Annotated in this window: 23 protein-coding genes; 17 read left to right on the top strand and 6 right to left on the bottom strand. The window is 70.0% G+C overall.

Annotated features, from left to right (window positions below):
• The first annotated feature begins 102 nt into the window (after window positions 1-102).
• Window positions 103-474: an STAS domain-containing protein gene (locus K1J60_RS20370; protein WP_220647455.1), complete on the top strand. Its 372-nt coding sequence runs from the start codon at window positions 103-105 to the stop codon at window positions 472-474.
• Entirely contained in the window at window positions 471-1,151 is a 681-nt protein-coding gene (locus K1J60_RS20365) for a hypothetical protein (protein WP_220647454.1), read from the top strand. Before K1J60_RS20370 ends, K1J60_RS20365 begins: the two co-directional genes overlap by 4 nt.
• 68 nt (window positions 1,152-1,219) lie before the next feature.
• Here K1J60_RS20365 and K1J60_RS20360 read toward each other — a convergent pair whose 3' ends face one another.
• Window positions 1,220-3,175 carry an APC family permease gene (locus tag K1J60_RS20360; RefSeq protein WP_220647453.1) on the bottom strand — a complete coding sequence of 652 codons (1,956 nt, stop codon included), beginning with the start codon at window positions 3,173-3,175 and terminating at the stop codon, window positions 1,220-1,222.
• Between the two features lie 287 nt (window positions 3,176-3,462).
• Here K1J60_RS20360 and K1J60_RS20355 point away from each other — a divergent pair, with 287 nt between their 5' ends.
• The 6 genes from K1J60_RS20355 (at window position 3,463) to K1J60_RS20330 (ending at window position 9,042) form a co-directional block, all read left to right on the top strand.
• A complete protein-coding gene (locus K1J60_RS20355; protein WP_220652002.1) occupies window positions 3,463-3,603 on the top strand; it encodes a hypothetical protein in 141 nt (46 codons plus the stop codon).
• Window positions 3,600-3,689 (top strand): K(+)-transporting ATPase subunit F, encoded by a 90-nt coding sequence (gene kdpF / locus K1J60_RS20350; protein WP_033530374.1) that lies wholly within the window; start codon window positions 3,600-3,602, stop codon window positions 3,687-3,689. Before K1J60_RS20355 ends, kdpF begins: the two co-directional genes overlap by 4 nt.
• A 32-nt stretch (window positions 3,690-3,721) precedes the next feature.
• Window positions 3,722-5,422: a potassium-transporting ATPase subunit KdpA gene (gene kdpA / locus K1J60_RS20345; RefSeq protein WP_220651574.1), complete on the top strand. Its 1,701-nt coding sequence runs from the start codon at window positions 3,722-3,724 to the stop codon at window positions 5,420-5,422.
• Complete coding sequence (kdpB, locus tag K1J60_RS20340; protein ID WP_220647452.1) at window positions 5,419-7,554, top strand: potassium-transporting ATPase subunit KdpB; 2,136 nt, start codon at window positions 5,419-5,421, stop codon at window positions 7,552-7,554. Before kdpA ends, kdpB begins: the two co-directional genes overlap by 4 nt.
• Window positions 7,555-7,559: 5 nt before the next feature.
• Window positions 7,560-8,231 (top strand): potassium-transporting ATPase subunit C, encoded by a 672-nt coding sequence (locus K1J60_RS20335; RefSeq protein ID WP_220647451.1) that lies wholly within the window; start codon window positions 7,560-7,562, stop codon window positions 8,229-8,231.
• A gap of 127 nt (window positions 8,232-8,358) precedes the next feature.
• On the top strand, window positions 8,359-9,042 hold the full coding sequence (locus K1J60_RS20330; RefSeq protein ID WP_220647450.1) for a response regulator: 684 nt from the start codon (window positions 8,359-8,361) through the stop codon (window positions 9,040-9,042).
• Here K1J60_RS20330 and K1J60_RS47180 read toward each other — a convergent pair.
• Window positions 9,024-9,215: a hypothetical protein gene (locus tag K1J60_RS47180; RefSeq protein WP_398683257.1), complete on the bottom strand. Its 192-nt coding sequence runs from the start codon at window positions 9,213-9,215 to the stop codon at window positions 9,024-9,026. The genes K1J60_RS20330 and K1J60_RS47180 overlap by 19 nt on opposite strands.
• 147 nt (window positions 9,216-9,362) lie before the next feature.
• Entirely contained in the window at window positions 9,363-10,559 is a 1,197-nt protein-coding gene (locus K1J60_RS20320) for an IS110 family RNA-guided transposase (RefSeq protein WP_259407813.1), read from the bottom strand.
• 232 nt (window positions 10,560-10,791) lie between these two features.
• Here K1J60_RS20320 and K1J60_RS20315 point away from each other — a divergent pair, with 232 nt between their 5' ends.
• Window positions 10,792-11,505: an aggregation-promoting factor C-terminal-like domain-containing protein gene (locus K1J60_RS20315; protein WP_220647449.1), complete on the top strand. Its 714-nt coding sequence runs from the start codon at window positions 10,792-10,794 to the stop codon at window positions 11,503-11,505.
• A 204-nt stretch (window positions 11,506-11,709) separates the two neighbouring features.
• On the opposite strand, the gene K1J60_RS20310 is transcribed toward K1J60_RS20315, so the two are convergent.
• A complete protein-coding gene (locus K1J60_RS20310) occupies window positions 11,710-12,111 on the bottom strand; it encodes a hypothetical protein (RefSeq protein ID WP_398683256.1) in 402 nt (133 codons plus the stop codon).
• Between K1J60_RS20310 and K1J60_RS20305 the strand changes: the two genes are divergently transcribed.
• Window positions 12,103-12,576, top strand: a complete 474-nt coding sequence (locus tag K1J60_RS20305) for an MmyB family transcriptional regulator (RefSeq protein WP_220647448.1) — start codon at window positions 12,103-12,105, stop codon at window positions 12,574-12,576. The genes K1J60_RS20310 and K1J60_RS20305 overlap by 9 nt on opposite strands.
• A gap of 170 nt (window positions 12,577-12,746) precedes the next feature.
• Here K1J60_RS20305 and K1J60_RS20300 read toward each other — a convergent pair whose 3' ends face one another.
• On the bottom strand, window positions 12,747-13,196 hold the full coding sequence (locus K1J60_RS20300; protein WP_220647447.1) for a DUF5707 domain-containing protein: 450 nt from the start codon (window positions 13,194-13,196) through the stop codon (window positions 12,747-12,749).
• A gap of 766 nt (window positions 13,197-13,962) precedes the next feature.
• Between K1J60_RS20300 and K1J60_RS20295 the strand changes: the two genes are divergently transcribed.
• The 7 genes from K1J60_RS20295 to K1J60_RS20265 all read left to right on the top strand — a co-directional run bounded on the left by K1J60_RS20295 (window position 13,963) and on the right by K1J60_RS20265 (window position 18,314).
• Entirely contained in the window at window positions 13,963-14,304 is a 342-nt protein-coding gene (locus K1J60_RS20295) for an ArsR/SmtB family transcription factor (protein WP_220647446.1), read from the top strand.
• Entirely contained in the window at window positions 14,301-16,025 is a 1,725-nt protein-coding gene (locus K1J60_RS20290; RefSeq protein WP_220647445.1) for a SulP family inorganic anion transporter, read from the top strand. The genes K1J60_RS20295 and K1J60_RS20290 overlap by 4 nt, the downstream gene beginning before the upstream one ends.
• The gene (locus tag K1J60_RS20285; RefSeq protein WP_220647444.1) at window positions 16,022-16,429 is read left to right on the top strand and encodes a pyridoxamine 5'-phosphate oxidase family protein; all 408 of its coding nucleotides are present in this window, start codon (window positions 16,022-16,024) and stop codon (window positions 16,427-16,429) included. Before K1J60_RS20290 ends, K1J60_RS20285 begins: the two co-directional genes overlap by 4 nt.
• Window positions 16,429-16,884, top strand: coding sequence for an ATP-binding protein (locus tag K1J60_RS20280; protein WP_220651573.1), 456 nt, complete (start codon window positions 16,429-16,431; stop codon window positions 16,882-16,884). Before K1J60_RS20285 ends, K1J60_RS20280 begins: the two co-directional genes overlap by 1 nt.
• A complete protein-coding gene (locus K1J60_RS20275) occupies window positions 16,881-17,276 on the top strand; it encodes an STAS domain-containing protein (RefSeq protein ID WP_220647443.1) in 396 nt (131 codons plus the stop codon). The genes K1J60_RS20280 and K1J60_RS20275 overlap by 4 nt, the downstream gene beginning before the upstream one ends.
• A 52-nt stretch (window positions 17,277-17,328) precedes the next feature.
• Window positions 17,329-17,682 carry a zinc ribbon domain-containing protein YjdM gene (locus K1J60_RS20270; RefSeq protein ID WP_220647442.1) on the top strand — a complete coding sequence of 118 codons (354 nt, stop codon included), beginning with the start codon at window positions 17,329-17,331 and terminating at the stop codon, window positions 17,680-17,682.
• A gap of 281 nt (window positions 17,683-17,963) precedes the next feature.
• Entirely contained in the window at window positions 17,964-18,314 is a 351-nt protein-coding gene (locus K1J60_RS20265; protein ID WP_093912064.1) for an ArsR/SmtB family transcription factor, read from the top strand.
• 241 nt (window positions 18,315-18,555) lie between these two features.
• Here the strand turns inward: K1J60_RS20265 and K1J60_RS20260 are convergent, their stop codons facing one another.
• Window positions 18,556-19,812, bottom strand: a complete 1,257-nt coding sequence (locus K1J60_RS20260) for an MFS transporter (RefSeq protein ID WP_220647441.1) — start codon at window positions 19,810-19,812, stop codon at window positions 18,556-18,558.
• Window positions 19,813-19,833 lie beyond the last annotated feature (21 nt).

Raw genomic sequence — 19,833 nt, 5'->3', positions numbered from 1 at the left:
CTCACCACGCGCATCCCCCGCATCGGCGGTGCACCGCGAGGGCCGGACCCGGTCCTGCCGCGCGGCGGCACTCTTCCGACGGGCACTCCGAACCGAGGATTCATGCCCCTGCCCCAGCTGAACGTCCATCGGCGCGACCACACCACCCGCACCCTGATCACGCTCGCGGGGGAGATCGACCTGTCCACCGTCCCGCTCGTGTACGCCGCACTGGCCGGTTGCCTGCGCGACGGCATCCGCATCGTCGACGTCGATCTCACGGGGGTCCCCTTCTGCGACGTCAGCGGACTCAACGCGTTCCTCACGGCGTCCCGGCTCGGCGCTGATGACGGAGCGACCCTCCAACTGCACCATCCACCTGCGAGCATGGCCCGCGTCATCGAGCTGACCGGCTCCGGCTTCCTTCTCCACGGACCTCACGCCGTCCGATCCCCCTCACCCCGGGTTCCCGCCGTCGCGGGCGGTGCGCCGTGACCGCCCCGCTCCGCCGCGAGCCACCGCGGGGTGAGGGAAGCACACCGGATCCCGCCCGAGCGGTACGTCTGCGTCGGCTGAACCGCTGGCAGGCCGAGACCCTGCGGGAGGACCTGGCCGATCTGTACGTGGAGTCCTCCCGCGGGCAGGCGGGTCAGGAGTACCGGGGCCGGGAGGCGTTTCTGCGGCGGCTGACCGGTGACATCCGGCGGGCCGGGTTCGCCCTGCTCGTCGCGGAGGACACGGCCTTCGCCGGGTGTGCCTACGGGTTCCCCGTACCGCGCGAGGGGACATGGTGGAGGGGGTTCGACGGGGCCCTTCCGCAAAGCGTCGAACAGCTCACCGCGTCCGGACACGTCTTCGCGATCACCGAGACCATGGTGCATCCCCACACGGACGACCAGGACCTCGCCCGCCGGCTCCAGCAACGTCTGCTCGGCGACCACCACGCCTCGCTCGGGGCGACGCTGGTCGACCAGGCCGACACTCGGTCCTACGACACCCTCCTGTCGTGGGGATGGCAGGACATCGGATCGATCCGTCGACCGCCGGATCCCACGGCCGTCCGGCCGTCGGCCCCTCAACTGCTGCGGGTCCTGGTCCTTCCCCTCGGGCAACGCGGGGCCACCCACCCGGACGGCCTCGCCCACGAGAACCGCAACCAACGGCCCGACTGACAGTCGACGAGCGGTTGCCCATGCCCATGCCCATGGCGTTGGTGGGCAGGGCACCCGTGCCCTCGTGATCAGCCGGTGTGGACGCGTGGCCGGCGGGCGCGGTCCGGTTCGGCCTCGCGCAGGACCTCGCGGGTGACGGGGGCGACCTCGCCCTGACCGAAGAGGAGGAAGCGGAGGAAGTTGGCGAAGGGGCTGCCCTCGGTCCACTCGAAGTAGATGTGCGGGGTGCGGCCGGTGCTGTCGCGGACGTGGAGGAGGAGCGCGGCCAGCGAGTTGGGGATGGAGGAGGACTCCAGGGTCAGGACCCGGTAGCGGTTGTGCAGGACCTCTCCGCGCACGGCCAGGCCCGCCTCGAACTCGGAGGGGTCGGTGACCGTCACCTCGACGAACACGAAGTCCTCCTGCTCCGGCAGGTCGTTGTCCTGCCGGATCTGGTCGATCTTGTCGCGGTACTCGGCCGCGTCGCGCCGGTCCGGCTCGTTGGCGATGAAGCGGATACGGCGATGGGACATGTCCCGGACGAAGCGTTCCGCCATGCCGTCCAGTTCGACGCCGGTCACCCGGAGCTCGAAGGCGCGGGCGAGGCGGGAGAGGAAGGAGACCAGCATGATGCCCGCGATGAAGCAGGCGCCGATCTTCACACCGTCGGGGCGTTCGATGACGTTCAGGACGGTGGTGTAGAGGAAGACCGCCGAGATCACCGCGAAGCCGATGGTCCAGCCCCGTTGGCCGGCCTTGCGCGCGGCGATCGTCACCGCGATGGCGGCGGAACTGATCAGCACCAGCACACCGGTGGCGTAGGCACCGCCCTGGGCGTCGACGTCCGCGTCGAAGATCCAGGTGACGAGGAAACCGACGAGGGTGAAGACGATGACCATGGGGCGCACGGCGCGGGCCCAGTGCGGGGCCATGCCGTACCGGGGCAGATAGCGCGGCATCAGGTTGAGCAGGCCCGCCATGGCGGAGGCGCCCGCGAACCACAGGATCGCGATGGTGGAGATGTCGTAGACGGTGCCGAAGACGTTGCCCAGGTAGTCGTGGGCGAGATACGCGAGGGCGCGGCCGTTGGCGTCGCCGCCGTCCTCGAACTCCTTCTCCGGGATGAGGAGGGTGGTGATGAAGCTGGTGCAGATCAGGAAGACGCTCATGATGATCGCGGCGGCGGTCAGCAGCTTCTTCGTGTCCCTGATCCGGCCCCGGGGGTTCTCCTCGGTGTCGCCCGGGTCGCCCTGCACGTGCGGCATGACGGCCACGCCGGTCTCGAAGCCGGACAGGCCGAGGGCGAGCTTGGGGAAGACGATCAGTGCCACGCCGATCATGACGAAGACGTTGCCGTGCTCGGCGGTCAGCGCGCCGGCCCAGTCGGTGACGACATGGCCCTCGGTGATCACGTGCCACAGGCCGGCGACCACCACGACGACGTTCAGCGCGAGATAGACGCCCACCAGGGCCACCGCCACGCCGATGGCCTCCAGGAACCCCTTGAGGAAGACCGCGCCGAGCAGGGCGATGAGGAGGAGCGTGATCAGCAACTGCTTGTCGTGCAGGGCGTCGGCCAGGTGCGGGTTCTCCACGAGGTGGGTGGAGGCGTCGGCGGCGGAGAGGGTGATCGTGATCAGGAAGTCCGTCGCCGCGAAGCCCAGCAGGGTCAGGACGAAGAGCTTGCCCTTCCAGAACGTCAGCAGGCGTTCCAGCATCGAGATCGAGCCCTGGCCGTGGGGGCTCTCCTCGGCCACCCGGCGGTAGACGGGGAGCGCTCCCGCCAAGGTGACGATCACGAGCACGATGGTCGCCACGGGAGAGAGGAGACCGGCCGCGAGGGCGGCGATGCCGGGCTGGTAGCCGAGGGTGGAGAAGTAGTCGACGCCGGTCAGGCACATCACCCGCCACCAGCGTTGGCCCTTGTGCGGGGACTCCGGTTCGGCGTGCGGTCCCGTGTGGCCACGGGCCTTGCCCATGTCGGACAGACCCTGAAGCATCCACGTCCGCAGACGGCTCGGCGGAGAGTGCTCGGTGGTGGCCATCTGAATGCTCTCCCGGCGTGCGGCTCGTTCTCTTGCATACGTTTTCGGCCATCGCGCGGACAGCCGGATCAGCGTAGGCAGAGGGGCACACCAGGGCCCGTGGGATGAGTCACTCCACGGCGTCAAGCTTCCGTTAAGACCGGGTGCGAGGACGTCGACGGCCACGACGACGAGGGCGTTCGTTCGTGCGGTGACCCGGGCGGCCGGCGAGCCCGGGGCCGTATGGATCCCGTCAAGGGAGCGAGTCCCGCCGTCAGAGAGCCGTCAACGGCGGCCGATTCCGGCCGGTGGAGCGGTTTCCTCGAATCGTCCGTTCTTCCCGAATCTCACTCCAGGAGTTCGCGATGGCCGATGTGGCCTTCGTCGTCACCACGATCGCGGTGTTCGCGCTGGTGGCTCTCGTCGCCAAGGGGGTGACGAAGCTGTGACCGTCGAGAACGTCGTCGGCCTGGTCGTGGCCGTCTCCCTGCTGGGCTATCTCGTCCTCGCCCTGATCTTCCCGGAGAGGTTCTGACGGTGACTTCAGCCGCCACCGCAGCGGGCGACATGGGTCCTGTCCTCGCCGGCGTGCTCCAACTGCTGGCCCTCATGGGCGCGCTGGCGCTCGCCTACGTTCCCCTCGGCACCTACATGGCCCGGGTCTACTCCTCCGACCAGCACTGGCGCGTCGAGAAGTGGGTCTACAAGGGCATCGGCGCCGACCCCGACACGGAGATGCGCTGGCCCGCGTACCTGCGCGGCGTCCTCGCCTTCTCGGTCGTCGGCGTCCTCTTCCTCTACCTCCTCCAGCGGCTCCAGGGCGTCCTGCCCGGCTCGCTGGGCTTCGCCTCCATCGACGCGGACCAGGCGTTCAACACCGCCGCGTCGTTCGTGACCAACACCAACTGGCAGTCGTACTACGGCGAGCAGGCCATGGGCCATGTGGTGCAGGTCGGCGGGCTGGCCGTGCAGAACTTCGTCTCGGCCGCCGTGGGCATGGCGGTGGCGGTCGCGCTCGTACGTGGCTTCGCGCTCCCCCACTCTCGGCTTCGCTCGAGCGGGGGGACCCCCATCCGCTCCGGGGAACTGGGGAACTTCTGGTCGGACATGGTGCGCGGGGTGACCCGGATCCTGCTGCCGCTCGCGTTCGTCGCGGCGGTCGTGCTGGTGGCCTGCGGGGCGATCCAGAACTTCTCCGGCATCCACGAGGTCGGTCAGTTCATGGGCGGCTCGCAGCAGTGGAACGGCGGGGCCGTCGCCTCGACGGAGGCCATCAAGGAGGTCGGCACGAACGGCGGCGGCATCTTCAACGCCAACTCCGCCCACCCGTTCGAGAACCCGACCCCGTTCACCAACCTCTTCGAGATCTTCCTGCTGCTGGTGATCCCCTTCGCGCTGACCCGCACCTTCGGGATCATGGTCGGCAGCGTGAGGCAGGGGCACGCGATCCTCGCCACCATGGTCACCATCTGGGTCGGGTTCGTGGCACTGATGATGTGGACCGAGTTCGCCCACCACGGCCCGGCGTTCGAGATCGCGGGCGGCGCCTACGAGGGCAAGGAGGTCCGGTTCGGAGTCGGCGGCTCGTCGATCTTCGCCGTCTCGACCACACTCACCTCGACCGGCGCGGTGGACTCCTTCCACTCCTCCTTCACCGGCCTGGGCGGCGGCATCACCATGCTGGGCATGATGCTGGGCGAGATCGCGCCCGGCGGCACCGGCTCCGGTCTCTACGGCATGCTGATCATGGCGATCATCGCGGTGTTCATCGCCGGGCTGATGGTCGGCCGTACCCCCGAGTACCTGGGCAGGAAGATCGGCACCCGCGAGATCAAACTCGCCGCCTGCTACATCCTCGTCACCCCGGCTCTGGTGCTGGTGTTCACCGCCGCCGCGATGGCCCTCCCCACGCCCGGCCACTCGATGACCAACAGCGGCGCGCACGGATTCTCCGAGATCCTGTACGCCTACACCTCGGCCTCGAACAACAACGGCTCGGCCTTCGCCGGGCTGAACGCGGACACCCAGTGGTTCAACAGCACGCTCGGCATCGCGATGCTGCTCGGCCGGTTCGTGCCGATGGTGTTCGTGCTGGCGCTCGCCGGCTCGCTCGCCGAGCAACGGCCCGTGCCGGTCACGGCGGGCACCCTGCGCACCGAGAAGCCCCTGTTCACCGGGTTGTTGGTGGGCGCGATCCTGATCATCACCGGGCTGACGTACTTTCCGGCGCTCGCGCTGGGCCCGCTGGCCGAGGGGCTGGCGTCATGACCACCGACACGGCGAAGCAAGAGGACGCGATGTCCACAGCCACCACCCCGACCCGGGCGCCGCACAGCGACCTACCCACCGGGCACAAGCCCGCCGAGGGCCGCGTGGGCGCGGGCCTCTTCGACCCCGAGCAGCTGCTGAAGTCGCTGCCGGACGCCTTCCGCAAGCTCGACCCGCGGGTGATGATCAAGTCGCCCGTGATGTTCGTGGTGCTGGTCGGTTCGGTACTGACCACGGTCTTCTCCTTCAAGGACCCGACCGACTGGTTCGGCTGGACCATCAGCGCCTGGCTCTGGCTGACCGTCGTCTTCGCGAACCTGGCCGAGGCGGTCGCCGAGGGACGGGGCAAGGCGCAGGCCGACACCCTGCGCAGGGCCAAGACCGACACCATGGCCCGACGCATGGCCGGGGACGCCGAAGAGCACGTCCCCGGCACCGAGTTGAGGATCGGCGACCTGGTCGTCTGCGAGGCCGGCGACGTCATCCCCGGTGACGGTGACGTCGTCGAGGGCGTCGCCTCCGTGGACGAGTCGGCCATCACGGGTGAGTCGGCCCCGGTCATCCGCGAGTCCGGCGGCGACCGCAGCGCGGTGACCGGCGGGACGAAGGTCCTCTCCGACCGCATCGTCATCAAGATCACGACGAAGCCGGGTGAGACCTTCATCGACCGGATGATCAACCTGGTCGAGGGCGCGGCCCGCCAGAAGACGCCCAACGAGATCGCGCTCAACATCCTGCTCGCGTCCCTCACGATCGTCTTCCTGCTGGCCGTCGCCACGCTCCCGCCGTTCGCGGACTACGCGGGCACGCATCTCACGATGGTCGTACTGGTGGCGCTGCTGGTCTGCCTGATCCCGACCACGATCGGCGCCCTGCTGTCCGCCATCGGTATCGCCGGCATGGACCGCCTGGTCCAGCGCAACGTGCTGGCCATGTCGGGGCGGGCCGTCGAGGCCGCCGGTGATGTGTCGACGTTGTTGCTCGACAAGACCGGCACCATCACCCTCGGCAACCGTCAGGCCGCCGAGTTCGTGCCGGTCGAGGGCGCCACCGAGGCCGAGGTCGCCGACGCGGCCCAGCTGTCGTCGCTGGCCGACGAGACGCCCGAGGGCCGTTCCGTCGTCGTACTCGCCAAGGAGAAGTACGGCCTGCGCGAGCGCGTGCAGGGCGAACTGTCCGGCGCCGAGTGGATCGCGTTCACCGCCCAGACCCGTATGTCGGGCGTGGACGTCGACGGACGCAGGGTCCGCAAGGGCGCGGCCGGTTCCGTCATCGCCTGGGTGCGGGAGCAGGGCGGCACGGTCGCCGACGACGCGGGCACCCTCTCCGACCGGATCTCCGAGGCCGGCGGCACCCCGCTGCTGGTGGCGGTCGAGGACGCCGAGGGCGCGCGGATCCTGGGGGTCATCCACCTCAAGGACGTCGTCAAGGAGGGCATGCGGGAGCGGTTCGAGGAACTGCGCCGCATGGGCATCAGGACCGTCATGATCACGGGCGACAACCCGCTGACCGCCAGGGCGATCGCCGAGGAGGCGGGCGTCGACGACTTCCTCGCGGAGGCCACCCCCGAGGACAAGATGGCACTGATCAAGCGGGAGCAGGCCGGCGGCAGACTCGTCGCGATGACCGGTGACGGCACCAACGACGCACCCGCGCTCGCGCAGGCGGACGTCGGCGTCGCGATGAACACCGGTACGTCGGCCGCCAAGGAGGCCGGCAACATGGTCGACCTCGACTCCAACCCGACCAAGCTGATCGAGATCGTCGAGATCGGCAAGCAACTGCTGATCACTCGGGGCGCGTTGACGACGTTCTCCATCGCCAACGACGTCGCGAAGTACTTCGCGATCATCCCGGCGCTCTTCGCGGCCGTCTACCCGGGCCTGGACAAGCTCAACATCATGGGCCTGTCCTCGCCCGACTCCGCGATCCTCTCCGCCGTCGTCTTCAACGCGCTGATCATCATCGCGCTCGTGCCGCTCTCCCTGAGGGGCGTGCGGTACCGGCCGGTCAGCGCCGACAGGATGCTGCGGCGCAACCTCACCGTCTACGGCCTCGGCGGACTGATCGCCCCCTTCATCGGCATCAAGCTCATCGACCTGCTCATCTCGCTCATCCCCGGGATCGGGTGAAGGACATGAACGCCTCTCTCACGAACACCGCCCGACTGCTCGGGGCGGGCCTGCGCGCCCTCCTCGTGCTCACCCTGGTGACGGGCGTCCTCTACCCGCTGCTCGTCACCGGCTTCGCCCAGGCCCTCTTCCACGACAAGGCGAACGGCTCCGAGATCAAGGACCACACGGGCAGGGTCGTCGGCTCCTCACTCATCGGGCAGTCGTACAACCTGCCGCTGGAGAAGGGCCAGGAGACCCCGGAGCCCGACCTGAAGTGGTTCCAGGGACGTCCGCAGAACGGCCTCGGCAGCAACAGCGTCAACACCCAGTACAAGCTCATCCTGTCCGGCGCGACGAACCGGTCCGCCGACAACGAAGAGCTCATCCAGTGGGTGAAGGAAGCCAAGGCCGCCGTCGTCAAGGACAACTCCACCCCCGACCACAAGGTCGAGGCGTCCGAGGTCCCCGCCGACGCGGTCACCTCCTCCGGCTCCGGCCTGGACCCGGACATCTCCCCGGCCTACGCCGACCTCCAGGTCCACCGGGTCGCGGAGAAGAACGGCCTGCCCGTCGCCCAGGTCGAGAAGCTGGTGGAGAACCACACCGAGAACCGCACCCTCGGCTTCATCGGCGAGCCCCGGGTGAACGTCCTCGAACTCAACATCGCCCTCAAGGAACTCCTGGCGAAGGACTGACGGCGTCACGCGACCCACAGCGGAGTCGGCGGCCCGGAACACCCCGGCGCCGCCGACCCCCGCCGTCACCTACGGCACGCGCGTCACGCACGGCGGTCCGGCACTCATGACACGAAAGGTCACACCCATGACACGGGTGCTGGTGGTGGAGGACGACCCGCAGCTCGTACGGGCGCTCATCATCAATCTCCAGGCACGCCAGTACGGCGTGGACGCGGCCCCCGACGGCGCGAGCGCGCTCCGGCTCGCCGCCGCGCGGCAGCCCGACGTGGTCCTGCTCGACCTGGGACTGCCCGACATGGACGGCGCCGACGTCATCAGGGGGCTGCGCGGCTGGACCCGCGTACCGATCCTCGTCCTCTCCGCGCGCCAGGCGTCAGCGGAGAAGGTCACCGCGCTCGACGCGGGCGCCGACGACTACATCACCAAGCCGTTCAACATGAACGAGCTGCTCGCCCGGCTGCGGGCCGCCGTCCGCCGCACCGAGGAGGCGGCGCTCGATTCCGGTGCGACGTTCGTCGCGACGAACGGGTTCACCGTCGACCTGCTGGCCAGGAAAGCCGTACGGGACGGCCGCGACGTACGCCTGACCCCGACGGAATGGCATCTGCTGGAGCTCCTGGTGACCAACCCCGGACGGCTGGTCACCCAGAAGCACCTGCTCCAGGAGGTCTGGGGCGTCACCCAGGGCAACAAGACCAACTACCTGCGCGTCTACATGGCCCAGCTGCGGCGCAAACTGGAAACGGATCCCGCCCACCCCCGCTATCTCATCACCGAGCCCGGCATGGGCTACCGCTTCGAAGCGTGAACGAAAGGACGCAGACGAAGCCGGCACGCGGCACGGGTCTTGCGTCTCGCGCGGCGACGGTCGCGCATCTGCTCGTACGTCAGCCGCCGGTCGGTGACCGTGCGTCCGGTCACCTCGCCGAGGACGGCCGCGATGTCGTCGGCGTCGACGAAGCCCCGGAACGGGGGAGGCATGTGTCTCTGCCGTCGCTCGGCTGTTCCTCCGCTTCTTCCGCACCACGCTCGGAGGCGTTGCCACCAGTACGGCCGATCAACCCTCTTAGTCCTGCGAAGGCTCCACTCTTGATCTGACGAAGCTGAAAGGACTTCCCAATCGTGATGTCAAGCCGCTGCCGTGACGGGAGGTGAACCTTGGTAGCACTGTCCGTCACGCATCATCGCCCACAGCACATTGAGCCTGCGACGGGCGAGAGCGAGGAGAGCCTGCTTGTGCCCCTTCCCCTCGCTTCGTTTGCGCTGGTAGTACGCCTTGGAGGCGGGGCAGGCCGTGATACTGACCATCGCCGAGAGGTACATGCTCCGCAGCAGGCCGCGGTGGTATCGCCTGGGCCTGCGCAGGTTGCCGCTGACGCGGCCGGAGTCGCGTGGTCTGGGGGCCAGGCCGGCGAAGCCGGCCAGGCGGTCGGCACTGCCGAAGGCCTCCATGTCGCCGCCGGTCGCGGCAATGAACTCGGCGCCGAGTTTGGGGCCCATGCCGGGCAGGCTGCGGATCACCTCGCCGTGCGGATGCTCGCGAAACTTGGCCTCGATCAGGGCGTCGAGCTCGGCGATCTCCTCATCGAGGGCCATCACCCCCTTGGCGAGGCGGGCCACCATGGCAGCGGCCAGCTTCTCGCCAGGCAGCGCGGTGTGCTGGGCCTGGGCGGCCTCCGTGGCCGTCTTCGCCAGGGCTGCGGCGCCGCGGACCTTGCGGTTCTTCAGCCAGGTCTCGATCCGCTTGGTGCCGGCACGGCGGATCGCAGTCGGGGTCTGGTAGCCGGTCAGCAGCATCACCGGCCCTTTGTTGACCAGCTCCAGCGACCGCTCCAACGCGGGGAAGATCTCCAGCAGTTGGGCGCGGAGCCGGTTGATCTGCCGGGTGCGGTCGAAGACCACATCCAGGCGCCGGGTGGTCAGGGTGCGCAGGTCGACGGCGATCTCGTCGCCAGGCCGCAGCAGGCCGAGGTCCCGGCGGACACGGGCCTGGTCGGCGATGACGAATGCATCCTTCGCATCGGTCTTGCCTTCGCCCTTGTAAGTGGCCGAGGCCCGGTGGACCGCCAGGCCGGTGAGGTAGGCCATCGGCTGGCCGTGGCCGAGGAGCAGGCCGATCAGCAGTGCGGCACCGCCGTGGTTGAGGTCGACAGCCCACAGCACGTCGGTGGATATCTCCAGGACATCACCGATGAGCTGAAGCAGCTCGGTCTCGTCGTTCAGGACCCGGCGGGACAGCAGCCGTTCACCGTCCCCGTTGATCACCACGCAGTGGTGATGTTCCTTGCCGATGTCCACTCCGGCCCAGATCTCGGGCACGGCCACCTCCGCCAGCTCGCCGTCTCACATGTCACCCGCAGACGACCTCGCCGACGTTGTCCTACAGCAGCGATCGGAGTCGCGTCTCCCAATTGGCGGTCGAGTCGTCGCGGGGCTCCGGGCGGCCAAGTCCTTTGAGCCATCCAACGGCTTCCCTGTGACAGCCATACCCAGAATCCCTGGGCCCTCCGATCTTACGAATGACCGGAGCAACCACCCTTGAAAGGTAGGACACCGTGTGAGCGGGAATTTAGTCCGGGAACTCGCGGTGGTCTCTGCCACCGCGGTCACCACTGTCGGCGCCGTTGTGGGAGTCGGCCAGAGCAGCACCGGCCAGGCGGTGAACGACGCCGAAACGACGGCGAGCGGCTCGACCCTCCTCGCGGACATACCCATGGGGCAGCAGGCCCGGATACAAACGGCCTCCTTGACCCAACAGGCCGACGCGCAGTCCATCGCCGCGGACAACAGCGCGAGGGTGACCGCGGCGGAGGCGGCCCGCAAACAGGCCGCCAGGGACGCGATCGCCAAGCAGAAGGAGGCCGAACGGAAGAAGGCCGAACGGAAGAAGGCCGAGCAGGACGCCAAGGATCGCCAGGAGGCGCAGCAGGCCGAACGCTCGTCGACGAGCTCCTCCACCGTCGCGCCGCAGTCCTCGTACACCGTTGCCCAGGTCCAGGCCATCGCACGACAGATGGTGCCCGGCGATCAGTTCCAGTGCTTCAGCAACATCGTGGACCACGAGTCCGGCTGGAACCACAAGGCGGTCAACCCCTCTTCCGGGGCCTACGGTCTCGTACAGGCCTATCCCGGCTCCAAGATGTCGTCCGCCGGAGCCGACTGGCAGACCAACCCGGCCACGCAGATCAAGTGGGGCCTGAACTACATGAACGACCGCTATGGCAGCCCCTGCGACGCATGGGCGTTCTGGCAGGCCAACGGCTCCTACTGAGCCGACACCGGGGGCGCTGATGTCACTCGCCCCGGGGGTTCCTCACCGTTCCACGGTGAGGAACCCCCGTGCGGGGCGGGCGAACCGGTGAAGCTGCAGTTCCGTGAGAATCCGTTGGAAGGGGACATCCACCAGAACCCGGCGACAGCCCGTACGGCGGTGGCGTGCGACCTGCCGACGCCCGGCGGCCCGTACCGCTCGCCGTCACCTCGTACTCGACCGGGTGTGCAGGAACAGAACACTGGTGAGGGTGCCGAGGAGCACGATGGCGGCGTTCACCGCGATCGCGACCTTCAGACCGCCGAGGATGGCCGACGCTCCGGCGCCGGTCATGGCGGCCGTGGCGACGGCGCTCGTGATCGGTGTGCCCATGGTGATGCCGACCTGCTGGGTCATGGTGGCGAGGCCGGTGGCCAGACCCTGTTCGTGATCGGCGAGTCCCGAGGTGGCGGTGACCATGAAGCCCACGATGACGAGCATGTTGCCGACCCCACCGGCGGAGGTGCCGATCAGTAGCAGCCACATCCACGAGCGGTCGTCGCCGAGGCCGAGCAGCGCGGCCGTGCAGACGGTCTGCAGAATGCCGCCGGTGATCGTATGGGGCACGCGCTGCTCGCCGGGCACCTGGCGCCCGAGAGCCCCGACAGCCCGGCCACCCGCCCCAACCTGACCCGGATGCTGTTCCTGGACGAGCAGTACCGGGAGCTGTTCACGGACTGGAACGGGCAGGCCCAACTCGGCGTGGCCTCCCTGCGCCTGGTCGCCGGCCGCCATCCCCACGACCGTGCCCTCGCCGAACTCATCGGCCAACTCGCCATGAACTGCGACGAGTTCGCCACTCGCTGGGCCCGACACCCGGTGCGCACCTGCACCTCCGGGGTGAAGCACCTGCGTCACCCGCTGGTCGGCGCGCTGGACCTCAGCTTCGAGAACCTCGTCATACCCGGCGCCTCGGGCCAGCGCCTCATCGCCTACACGGCCGAGCCCGGCTCGCCGTCGGAGGCCGCGCTACGGCTCCTGGGCAGCGTGACGGCGCCGGTGGCAGAGGACCCGACGGCGGTACGGCGCTGACGTCCCTGCGGTGGAACGGTGCCGGAGCGTGGCGTGCGGCACTCACTTACCGCACTCCGCACTCCGCACTCCGCGCTCCGCGGCCCGCTCACCGGGACATTCCTGGAGTGCGGGCGGTCCTCGCCAGCCTTCCGGCAGGCCGCCTCGCGAACGACGGTTCGACCGGCGTGTCAGCGTGTGAGGTCGAACGTGGCGGCGCGGGGCACGAACGTCGTGCCTCCGTCCTTGGCCGTCGCCAGTGCCGAGACGTACCAGGTGCCCTTGGCCAGGTCGGCCGCCTCCCGCTTCGTGACCTTCAGCGTGTAGGTGCAGCGGGTGGTCTCGTCCGAGGTGCTCCGGCACTTGGCGCTCTCCACCGAGCGCAGCTCCGCCTCGGTCGGGTCGAGCTTCGAACTCGCGGGCCAGGCGAGGACCTTGAGGTCTCGGATGCCCGAGCCGTCGCTCACGTCCACGGTGTAGGCGAACGAGCCCGCGCTGGCGTCGGACGGAGCCGTGTAGCGAGCCGAGCCGTGCTCCAGGGTCGGCTCCGTGGGGGCCGAGGCCAGGGCGAGGCCGCCGACGGCCACTCCGCCGAGGGCGACGGCGCCGATGAGAGACGAGAAGAGAATGCGCTTGGACATGGGAGATCCCCCTGAATGTGTTGGAAGGTTGGGCCGGATACGCGGAAGAGCGTGGAAGAGCGTGGAAGAGCCGCTGGCAGAGCCGGTCTTGGAAGTCGTCGTAGAAGCGGTGGCCGACCGCGTTCTCGATGTGATTGAGCCTATGGCCGGGGGTGTGGAGCCGTCCTCGCGCTGCAGGACGAATGGCGCCTCGAACCACAGGTAGAGACTCTGCAACCCACGTAAGAGGCCGGACTCCGCCTGCGGCCGGAGGCGGGCCGCTCACCTGCGGACGTGGCCCCATAGCCTCACAGCCCTGATCCGCCCTGCATCGAACCGACGGCCGGATGTTCCCGGTCCTGCTGATCCGCGCCCAGGCCGTGGTGCGGCCGGGGGTGCCGCCGGTGCGCGGGTCCGTCCCACCCGGGTCCGTCCCACCCGGGTCCGTCCCTCGTCGTGGTCGCCGCCGCCTGCGCGCTGGGTGCCGGACCGCTGCCCGCCGGGGCGATGGCGGTGCTCGGGACCGCGGGTGTCGCGCCGGCTCGGTTCACCGTGGCGACCGGACACGACGCCTTGCCGCACGGTGGTCGACGGTGCTGGGGGCTCCGGTTGATCCGGGGCAGAACCCTCAGCGCGTCGCGATGCGGCCCATCATTCACTCATGCGGAATTGCAAAATTTCGCAATTAGCTAGATGCTGAGGTTGGCTGCACACGGTCCGGTAGTCGCGGACACACAGCCTTTGTGCCCGGCCCGCGGGGCGGGGTTCGCAGGGAAGCCGAGGGGTTGTGTCTGTTCCGCTGTACCAGGCCAAGGCCGAGTTCTTCCGGATGCTGGGGCATCCGGTACGCATACGTGTTCTGGAACTGCTGCAGGACGGGCCGTTGCCGGTGCGGGACCTGCTTGCCGCCATCGAGGTGGAGCCGTCCGGCCTGTCCCAGCAGCTGGCGGTGCTGCGGCGTTCCGGGATCGTCACCTCGACCCGGGAGGGCTCGACGGTGGTCTACGAGCTGGCGGGCGGGGACGTCGCCGATCTGATGAGGGCCGCGCGCCGGATCCTGACCGAGATGCTCGCCGGGCAGGGCGAGCTGCTGACAGAGCTGCGGGAAGCCGAGGGCGCGGCGCGATGACTCCGGGGATCAGCCGGGCCGGGGCCCGGCTCACCGCGCTCATGCCCGCCCGCGCCCACCTGGCGGACATGCGACGGGATCCGCGCAGGGACCTGCTCGCCGGCCTCACCGTGGCGATCGTGGCCCTGCCGCTCGCTCTCGGCTTCGGTGTCTCCTCCGGTCTCGGTGCCGAGGCAGGACTGGCGACCGCCGTGGTCGCCGGCGCGCTCGCCGCGCTGTTCGGCGGGTCCAACCTCCAGGTGTCCGGGCCGACCGGGGCCATGACCGTGGTGCTGGTGCCCATCGTCGGCGCGTACGGGCCGACCGGCGTGCTGACCGTCGGGCTGATGGCCGGCGTCATGCTCGTGGTGCTGGCAGCGCTGCGGGCCGGCAAGTACATGCAGTACGTGCCCGCGCCCGTGGTGGAGGGCTTCACGCTCGGGATCGCCTGCGTGATCGGACTGCAGCAGGTCCCGAACGCGCTCGGGGTGCCCAAGGCCGAGGGCGATCGTGTGCTGGTGGTGGCCTGGCGGGCCGTCGTGGAGTTCGCGAGGGATCCGAACTGGACGGCGGTCGGCTTCGCGGTCGCGGTGGCCGCCGTCATGCTGGTGGGCGCCCGCTGGCGGCCGACCGTCCCGTTCTCCATCCTGGCGGTCATCGCGGCCACGGCCGTCTCCCAGGTGGCGGGCCTGGACGCGGCGCAGCCGATCGGTGACCTTCCGTCCGGGCTGCCCGCGCCCTCACTCGGCTTCCTGGACCTCGGCTCGCTCAGCACCCTGCTCGCCCCGGCGGTGGCCGTGGCGGCGCTCGCGGCCCTGGAGTCCCTGCTGTCCGCCTCGGTGGCGGACGGCATGACGGTGGGGCAGCGCCACGACCCCGATCGCGAGCTATTCGGCCAGGGGCTGGCCAATATCGCGGCCCCGCTGTTCGGCGGCGTGCCCGCGACCGGCGCGATCGCCCGGACCGCGGTCAACGTCCGCACCGGTGCCGTGTCCCGGCTGGCCGCCCTGATCCATGCCGCGATCCTCGCGGTGATCGTGTTCGCCGCGGCTCCCCTCGTCTCCAGGATCCCGCTCGCCGCCCTCGCCGGCGTGCTGCTGGCCACCGCGGTCCGCATGGTGGAGGTCGGCTCGCTCAGGGCGATGGCCAAGGCCACCCGCTCGGATGCGCTGATCCTCGTCCTCACCGCGGTCGCGACCCTGGTATTGGACCTCGTGTACGCGGTGATCATCGGCCTGGTCGTCGCGGGTGCTCTCGCCCTGCGCGCCGTGGCCAAGCAGGCCCGCTTCGACCAGGTCCCGCTCGACCGCGGCGACCACAGCGCCGAAGAACACGCCCTCCTCGCCGAGCACATCGTCGCGTACCGCATCGACGGGCCGCTCTTCTTCGCCGCCGCGCACCGCTTCCTGCTGGAGCTGACCGACGTGGCCGACGTACGTGTCGTCATCCTGCGCATGTCGCGGGTGTCGACCATGGACGCCACCGGCGCGCTGGTCCTCAAGGACGCCGTGGAGAAACTGAAGCGGCGCGGCATCCTCGTCCTGGCCTCCGGGATCCGCACCGGTCAGCGCCAGGTTCTGGACTCCGTCGGCGCGCTGGAACTGCTGCGGCACGACGGCCGGGAGTACGACACCACCCCCGAGGCGATCCGGGCCGCCCGGGACCACCTGGCGACGACCGGAGTCCTGACGGCCGTACCCGCCCAGAAGCCCCGAACCCCCAGCGAGGAAGCCGTCCGATGAGCACTGCCCCCGCCCCCCTGCGACTGGTGGAGATCTCCGGAGCGGAGGCCCTGTGGCTGCTGGAGGGCAGCAGCCTGGGACGGCTGGTGTACCAGCAGCGGGAGCTGACCGTCGTACGGCCGGCCCGGCATGTGTGGGAGTACGGCCGACTGATCGCCCGGGCCCCCGTCCAGGCGGCGGCGATGCCGGCCACGGTGACCTACCACGTGGACGAGATCCGGGCGGTGCACGGCACCGGCTGGACGGTCACGGTCCATGGCCCCGCCGACGTCCTCGGCGACGCCGACGAGACAGACCATTACCGCCGCACCCTGCCGGGCTGGACGCACGGGCCGCACGACACTCTGCTGCGCCTGAATCCCCAGAGCGTCACCGGCTTCCGCCTCGCCCGCCTGGAGACATGATGGTCCCCGTTCTCGATGTCCTTCCGTACCGGCACGTGCTCACCCTGCCCAACGAGCCGTCCGCCGTCCGTCTCGCCCGTGAGACCGCCGAAGAGGCGCTGGCCGAGTGGGGGATAGATCTGCGCCGGCCCGTCGTGGACGCGGCGCTGCTGATCCTCAGTGAGCTGGTGACCAACAGCGTCCGGCACGCCGCCGAGGTGTCCCCGCAGATCACGGTCATGTATGCGGCGAGCGGAGGCCGTCTGGCCTTCGCCGTCCACGACCGCCACCCCCACCAGCCCTCGCTGCACCATGTCGCAACCGGCACCAGTGGTGGTCTCGGCATGGTCATGGAGCTCACCCGGCAACTCGGCGGCACCGTCGCCGTGCACGGCGACGCCGACGGCAAGAGCATCTGGACAACTCTTCCCCTCAACCTCGACGGGCCGCCCACGCAAGGAAGTTCACCGTCATGACCATCGAGTGGCGCTACACCGTCGAGGACGACTTCGGGGTGCTCTCCGTCGCAGGCCACCTGGGCCCGGCGGCGGTCCGTCGCTTCGAGGGAGCGGTCGGCTGGGTCGTCGCCCGCGGCACCGGGCCGGTCATCCTCGACCTGACCGGACTGCGCGGATGGTCCACGGAAGGCCGGTTGGCCATCACCGAGACCGCACGCCGCCTCGCGGGCACGGGCCGGAGCCTGGAACTGGCCGCCATCCCCGCCGACGGCTCGCTCGTCCCGCCCGGCGACTGCCCGGACCTCCCCGTCCATGGCGACCTGGCCACCGCCCTCGCCGCCCACGCCCGGCACAAGTCGCCTCCCGACGAGGCACAGCAGGCGTGGCGCACCGACGGCTGGCCCACCTGACCCCTGACCCCTGACCCCCGTATCCGCACACCGACCGAAAGACACCTGTGCCATGAGTGACAACCTTCCCCCCTGCCCCGAATGCTCCGGCGCCTACAGCTACGAGATGGGTGCGCTCCTGGTCTGCCCTGGGTGCGGGCACGAGTGGTCACCGTCTGCGGAGTCCGCGGACGGCGCCTCCGGAAGCAGGGTGATCAAGGACGCGGTCGGCAACGTGCTCGCCGACGGTGACACCGTGACGGTCGTCAGGACGCTGAAGGTCAAGGGCAGCCCGAGCGGGATCAAGGCGGGCACCAAGGTGCGCAACATCCGCCTGGTCGACGGCGTGGACGGCCACGACATCGACTGCAAGGTCGATGGGTTCGGCGCGATGCAACTCAAGTCCGGCGTCGTGAAGAAGGCCTGATCCGACACCGTGCTGTGCCGACCGCCCAGGTCGACGACCCGGGCGGCCTCCCCGTATGCCGCCCGATGGCTCCGATGGCTCCGATGGTCCCGACGGCGGCGATGGTGCAGGCGTCGTCCTGGCCGTCTGGATCCGAGCTGCTCTGGTCACTCGCATCCGGGTTCGGCGTGGCCGGTGCCGCAGGCGAGGATGGTCCGCGTGTTCTTGACGAGTGGGTGGTTGCGATGCGCCGTGCTCCGGCCGGAGGGGCCGTGCCGTTGCGTCGGGGAGGGGACGGCACGATGAGTACGCCGCTGTACCAACTGAAGGCCGAGTTCTTCAAGACGCTGGGCCATCCGGCCCGTATCCGGGTCCTGGAGCTGCTGAGCGAACGGGAACACGCGGTCGCGGAGATGCTGCCCGAGGTCGGTATCGAGCCCGCTCATCTGTCCCAGCAGCTGGCGGTGCTGCGGCGGGCGAATCTGGTCAAGACCCGCAAGGAGGGTTCGACCGTGTACTACTCGCTGACCAGCCCGCAGGTCGCGGAGCTTCTGCGGGTCGCACGGACCATCCTGTCCGGGGTGCTCGCCGGGCAGGCCGAGCTGCTGGCCGACCTGCAGGCCGCGCAGGGTGAGCAGAAGCCGCCGTCGTAGTGCCGACCCTCGAACAGCGGCCTTCTCACGGGAGTTGGACAGCTGGACGGCCATCCGGGGGAGCCACCCACGGCCCCGCCCGGGTGGCACGGCGCGTCGGGCCGGGTGGGCAGAGCATCGGCCGTCAGACGGAGCGCGTACACATCCCGGTCTAGGTCTGGGTCTGGGGCGGCGACGGGCCCGAGGTAGGTGTGGCCGGTGCCGTCGACCGTGATGTCGGCCGCCGGGGCGGTGAGGCTGGTCATCGGCGGCTCGCGGTGGCGGCGATGGCGGGCAGGACGGCGAGGGCGAGGATTCCGCCGGTGAGGGCGAGGACGGGGTAACCGGAGGCAGCCACGACGAGGCCGGAGGACAGGCCCCCGGTGGCACCTGCGATCGCGATCGAGACGTCGACCATGCCCTGGGTCTTGGCGCGGGTGGCCAGGGGCACGGTGTCGGTGATGATCGCGGTGCCGGCCACGAGGCCGAGGTTCCAGCCCAGGCCGAGCAGGGCGAGGGCAAGGGCGAGCGGGGCGACGGAGTCGGCGGGTGCGGTGGCGGCGAGGACACCCGAGGCCAGGAGGGTGATGCCGGAGGCGACGGCGACCTTGATGCGCCCGTAGTGGTCGGCGAGCCGTCCGGTCAGGGGCGAGGGCAGGAACATCGCGGCCACGTGGACGGCGATGACGAAACCCGAGGCGGTGGTGGTGTGGCCGTGGTCGTGCATGTGGACGGGCGTCATCGTCATGATCGCGACCATGACGAGCTGGGTGAGGACCATGATCAGCGCGCCCAGGACGACACCGGCACTGCGGCCCTGGGCCGAAGCCGTCTCCTCCGTACCGGTGGTGCCGTTGCCGAGGGACTGCTCGGTGTCGAGGGTCCGGGCGAGGAGCAGGGGATCAGGGCGCAGCCAGATCACCAGGACGAGGGCGGCGGCCACGTAGGCGACGGTGGCCAGGAGGAACGGCCCGGCCAGGCGGGGGATGCCGAGGGCGTGGGCGAGGTCGCCGGTCGACGAGGTGAGGACAGGGCCGACAACGCCGCCGAGGGTGGTGGCGACCAGGACGGTGGAGACGGCGCGTCCGCGGTGGGACGGGGCGGCGAGGTCGGCGCCTGCATAGCGGGCCTGGAGGTTGGTGGCGCTGCCGGCCCCGTAGACGAAGAGCGAGATGAAGAGCAGGAGGGGGTTGTCAGCGACGGCTGCGGTGACGACACCGGCGCCGCCGACCGCTCCCACGAGGTACCCGGCGGCGAGGCCGGAGCGGCGGCCCCGGGCCTGGGACATGCGGCCGACGGCGACGGCGGCGAGGGCGGATCCCGCGGTGAACAGGGCACTGGGCAGGCCGGCCAGGCCGGTGGAGCCGAGCATGTCCTGGGCCAGCAGGGCGCCGACGGTGATGCCGGCGGCGAGGCCTGCGCCGCTGAGGACCTGGGCGGTGACCAGGACGGTCAGGACGCGTCGCTGCGCCTGGGAGCGCGGGGATATCTCGGTCGGGGCGGAGTCGGTGTTCGTCAAGGAGGCTCTTTCGCTGGGGCG

This window comes from Streptomyces akebiae, from assembly GCF_019599145.1.
Taxonomy (GTDB): Bacteria; Actinomycetota; Actinomycetes; order Streptomycetales; family Streptomycetaceae; genus Streptomyces; species Streptomyces akebiae.
Note: the sequence above shows the minus strand (reverse complement) of the source record. Positions and strands in the feature narration are given on the sequence as shown.

Excerpts from the sequence above, each read along its gene's own strand:
- K1J60_RS20300 (WP_220647447.1), bottom strand. The coding sequence starts at position 13,196 with ATGTCCAAGCGCATTCTCTTCTCGTCTCTCATCGGCGCCGTCGCCCTC.
- K1J60_RS20335 (WP_220647451.1), top strand. The coding sequence starts at position 7,560 with ATGAACGCCTCTCTCACGAACACCGCCCGACTGCTCGGGGCGGGCCTG.
- K1J60_RS20330 (WP_220647450.1), top strand. The coding sequence starts at position 8,359 with ATGACACGGGTGCTGGTGGTGGAGGACGACCCGCAGCTCGTACGGGCG.
- K1J60_RS20270 (WP_220647442.1), top strand. The coding sequence starts at position 17,329 with ATGAGTGACAACCTTCCCCCCTGCCCCGAATGCTCCGGCGCCTACAGC.
- K1J60_RS20280 (WP_220651573.1), top strand. The coding sequence starts at position 16,429 with ATGGTCCCCGTTCTCGATGTCCTTCCGTACCGGCACGTGCTCACCCTG.
- kdpB (WP_220647452.1), top strand. The coding sequence starts at position 5,419 with ATGACCACCGACACGGCGAAGCAAGAGGACGCGATGTCCACAGCCACC.
- K1J60_RS20305 (WP_220647448.1), top strand. The coding sequence starts at position 12,103 with ATGGGGCACGCGCTGCTCGCCGGGCACCTGGCGCCCGAGAGCCCCGAC.
- K1J60_RS20275 (WP_220647443.1), top strand. The coding sequence starts at position 16,881 with ATGACCATCGAGTGGCGCTACACCGTCGAGGACGACTTCGGGGTGCTC.
- K1J60_RS20370 (WP_220647455.1), top strand. The coding sequence starts at position 103 with ATGCCCCTGCCCCAGCTGAACGTCCATCGGCGCGACCACACCACCCGC.
- K1J60_RS20285 (WP_220647444.1), top strand. The coding sequence starts at position 16,022 with ATGAGCACTGCCCCCGCCCCCCTGCGACTGGTGGAGATCTCCGGAGCG.
- K1J60_RS20265 (WP_093912064.1), top strand. The coding sequence starts at position 17,964 with ATGAGTACGCCGCTGTACCAACTGAAGGCCGAGTTCTTCAAGACGCTG.
- kdpA (WP_220651574.1), top strand. The coding sequence starts at position 3,722 with ATGGGTCCTGTCCTCGCCGGCGTGCTCCAACTGCTGGCCCTCATGGGC.
- K1J60_RS47180 (WP_398683257.1), bottom strand. The coding sequence starts at position 9,215 with ATGCCTCCCCCGTTCCGGGGCTTCGTCGACGCCGACGACATCGCGGCC.
- K1J60_RS20360 (WP_220647453.1), bottom strand. The coding sequence starts at position 3,175 with ATGGCCACCACCGAGCACTCTCCGCCGAGCCGTCTGCGGACGTGGATG.
- K1J60_RS20290 (WP_220647445.1), top strand. The coding sequence starts at position 14,301 with ATGACTCCGGGGATCAGCCGGGCCGGGGCCCGGCTCACCGCGCTCATG.